We start from the raw sequence: 3005 nt of genomic DNA, 5'->3' as shown, positions 1-3005 counted from the left end.
ATAAATCTCAGAATGCTATCACTGTCGATAAAGGAAACGTCAACCACCTCGGGATTTCTTTCGTAAAGCCTCTTGAGCAACTCCCTGATTCCTTCTCCATCGTTGAGAGTCGCCCTTATCTCCTGCGCTCCAGTTGAAAGGGCTGAATCCAGTCTGTTTAGGTGTTCCTGGATAGTGATCCGAACGCCTCTCAAGAGCTTATCCGGAGCCGGATCTTCTTTGCAGGATTCAAGTTCATTTGTCAATACGAACGTCCAGCCATTCTTCTGTGAACGTCTGTAATGAGCAATTTCAAGAGGGTATGCACTTCCAATGAGAAAAGTGTTCGAATCTTCCTCAAGAATCTCGAACCCCTTACTTATGCCCGGAACACGAGTGCCGAGCGAGCCTAAAAGCAGAGCTGCGTTATCCGACAGCGCAAACGTTTTCTGACCTCAAAAGCGCAGAAGTGTGGTCGCGGTGAAGGTTGAAACCGTGAGATCATTTCGAGATTCCAGCTGTCGAATAAGGCAGAGAGCCCCACAAATGAAGTTACGAATCCATCTTCAATTACTGGAATCCAAATACGATAGAACGCTTGCCGGTAGATCTGCTCATTACCCGATACCCTGAAACTTCGTGGCCGCTCTGAAGAATCGGAAAGTAGCCTCTATCCGAGAGGTTTAGACCTGTCCAGTCCCTCTGAACGGTATAGTAGTCTCCTTTGGCTTCGATATACATGGCGAGACCTTCATAACTTTCGTTGAAGATCATCAAGAGAGGCTCAATATTCAACCAGTCGCCGGAAAGCACTTCCTGTGTATTTGACAGAACCCTTAGGGCGGCCATTATTCCATCCACTCTCTCTTCAAATGATGAGATCAGCAGGTTTAGAATATTGGAAATGTTTCCATCTGCAGTTATTTCAATCTCCTGCTTGATCTGCGGACAGCATTGAGTCGGCGTCTTTGCTAATCTCGATCATGCCTGTCGAGAGCAGAAATGTGCAAACATAGAGCAATAAAACCAAAAGAAACGACTTTTGGTTCATTCTTCCCCCTTTATTATTCATTTGATGCAACAGCTGAATTATATCCCGAGCGTCAGTCGTTACCGCCATGCCAGACCGGGAGGATCCCTTTAACGAGTAGAATTCCGGTACGATCTTAGGAAATCCTTGAGATACTTGTCGAGAGAGCTTTTCACCAGTCAGACTCTCCCTCGACACAGTATTCAGATCAACAAATGGCACGAAATTGCATGCTAGCTATCAAATGAGATCAAGAATCGATGGAGGAATGGGAATGAAGAAAGGGTTTTCACTTGTTGAGTTGCTCATAGTGCTTGCCGTTATTGCATCAATCATTGCCGTCTCTACACCTCTTGCCCTTAACGCTATAAGAAAGGCCAGGGCAACTGCCGTCGCTTCAGACTTCAAGACTCTATCGAGAGCTATTTCTTCTTCAATATATCTCGGTGATGGAATACCATCGTCGGTCGACAGTCTCGGAAGAAATGTTAGCAGCGATTACGGAGTTGCCTGGAGCGATAATGAAGGCGTCTATGACTTCGTTATATTCACCAATAAAGAAGTGGATACTTCTACACTCTACACACTGCTTACAAATACGGGTTCTGGCTTTCCGGCTGGAGAGTACGAATTCCTCCCCGGAGGAGCTGCCAGTTCTGAGAACTCAAAGGCCTATTACCACGTCTATCTTGACGGAGGCGGTAATCAGACGGTTTCTTCGGGTCTGAATCTATCCTTTACGGGTCTGAATAGATTACCGTTCGTTCACTCAACAGGGACATGGAACGTTGATACTTCTGGAATAATGAGTAATCCTGGAGATGGAAAGCAGAGCCGTGGTATTCTTGATGTTGACGAAAACTGGAAGGACTACGACATAACTGTAAACTTGTACTATACAGGGCCAACTTCTGAAAGTCAGAAAGGCGGTTATGCAGTTTTCTTTCGAGCTACCGGAGAAGACGCTCATTCGAACCTCTCTGCCTATGCTTTCAAATTCGATGTGACAAAGGAGACTTTCGAATTCTCAAGATTCTCCGGATACAATGAGGAGGTCATCGCTAGCTCACAAATTCCCTCGAACATTATCGCAAGTGATGGCGATCATACAATAGAAATTTCGGCAAGAGGCCAAAATTTCACCTTCTACTTCAACGGGAACGAAGTACTCACAGCCACCGACAGCAGCGAAAGCAAACTTACTAATGGAAGAGTTGGGCTGAGAGCCTGGCATAACACCAGCGTCATTTTCAAAAACGTCACTATCAAGCCTTTATAACAAACGCCTTTAGATCTAGCGGAGAAACTGGATTCTTTCCGCTTCAATGAAAAGCGAAATGCATTTCCACGAGAACTTTAAAAGACTCTGCAGGTTGTATTGTCTCAACAGTTGAGAGGTGTAAGATTCCTGTCGGGGCCTGAAAAGTTTGAAGACATTGATCTTTCTCTTGTTAGCTCTTCTATTTGTGTGCTCTTTTACTCTTGCAATGCCTTCGCTCGGTCTTATAAGCGCCCTGGCAAAGACTGAATCGCTTTCGAATACGCCTCTGTTGGGCTTTGTCGGTATAGACGTTATCGGTCTCGACCTGAGGTGGAATCTGGGCCCACTATTAGCCGGTCTTGCAACGCCCTTTATGATGTTTACGCTTTCGAAAGATTCCGGTCTGGGATGCAACACGATACTACCGGGCATCGCCTGATACGGCTACGTCGGAGCAAAAATCGGTTTTGACCTTATCTACATCCGGGGCGATGTCGCGCATACGCTGGCGCTGGGGCCTCAACAGCTCGGGTTCTCTCCAGTGAGACTTGGCGTCGGGTTCGAGGCAGGCAGGATGTGTTTGAATTCAACATTGTCGTACCGTAGAAAATGGGACCTCTGAAACCGGTCAGTCCCTATTTTCGCTTCTCGTCTTCTCGTGAGCGGAGCGAACGTCTCGACAGTGCTCTTTCTCGATGCTTCTTATTGGTCTCGCAAAGCCGAAACTGGTCTGTG

4 protein-coding genes are annotated in these 3005 nt (G+C 46.5%); 2 read left to right on the top strand and 2 right to left on the bottom strand.

The features are described 5' to 3' along the window. On the bottom strand, window positions 1-245 hold a 245-nt coding region (locus tag B3K91_RS05750), incomplete at its 3' end, for a hypothetical protein (RefSeq protein WP_292594256.1). Between the two features lie 304 nt (window positions 246-549). Continuing rightward, entirely contained in the window at window positions 550-828 is a 279-nt protein-coding gene (locus B3K91_RS05745; protein ID WP_214060996.1) for a hypothetical protein, read from the bottom strand. A 455-nt stretch (window positions 829-1283) separates the two neighbouring features. On the opposite strand from B3K91_RS05745, the gene B3K91_RS05740 reads away from it, so the two are divergent. Together B3K91_RS05740 and B3K91_RS05735 are read left to right on the top strand one after the other, a co-directional pair. Continuing rightward, window positions 1284-2288, top strand: a complete 1005-nt coding sequence (locus B3K91_RS05740) for a family 16 glycoside hydrolase (RefSeq protein WP_292593289.1) — start codon at window positions 1284-1286, stop codon at window positions 2286-2288. 148 nt (window positions 2289-2436) lie between these two features. Then, a complete protein-coding gene (locus tag B3K91_RS05735) occupies window positions 2437-2709 on the top strand; it encodes a hypothetical protein (RefSeq protein ID WP_292593291.1) in 273 nt (90 codons plus the stop codon). Window positions 2710-3005 lie beyond the last annotated feature (296 nt).

Source organism: Mesotoga sp. UBA5847 (assembly GCF_002432735.1).
Taxonomy (GTDB): Bacteria; Thermotogota; Thermotogae; order Petrotogales; family Kosmotogaceae; genus Mesotoga.
This window is presented reverse-complemented; position numbering and strand designations above follow the sequence as displayed.

Bases quoted from the DNA above. Each gene is read 5' to 3' on its own strand.
- B3K91_RS05745 (WP_214060996.1), bottom strand. From the start codon at position 828: ATGGCCGCCCTAAGGGTTCTGTCAAATACACAGGAAGTGCTTTCCGGC.
- B3K91_RS05740 (WP_292593289.1), top strand. From the start codon at position 1,284: ATGAAGAAAGGGTTTTCACTTGTTGAGTTGCTCATAGTGCTTGCCGTT.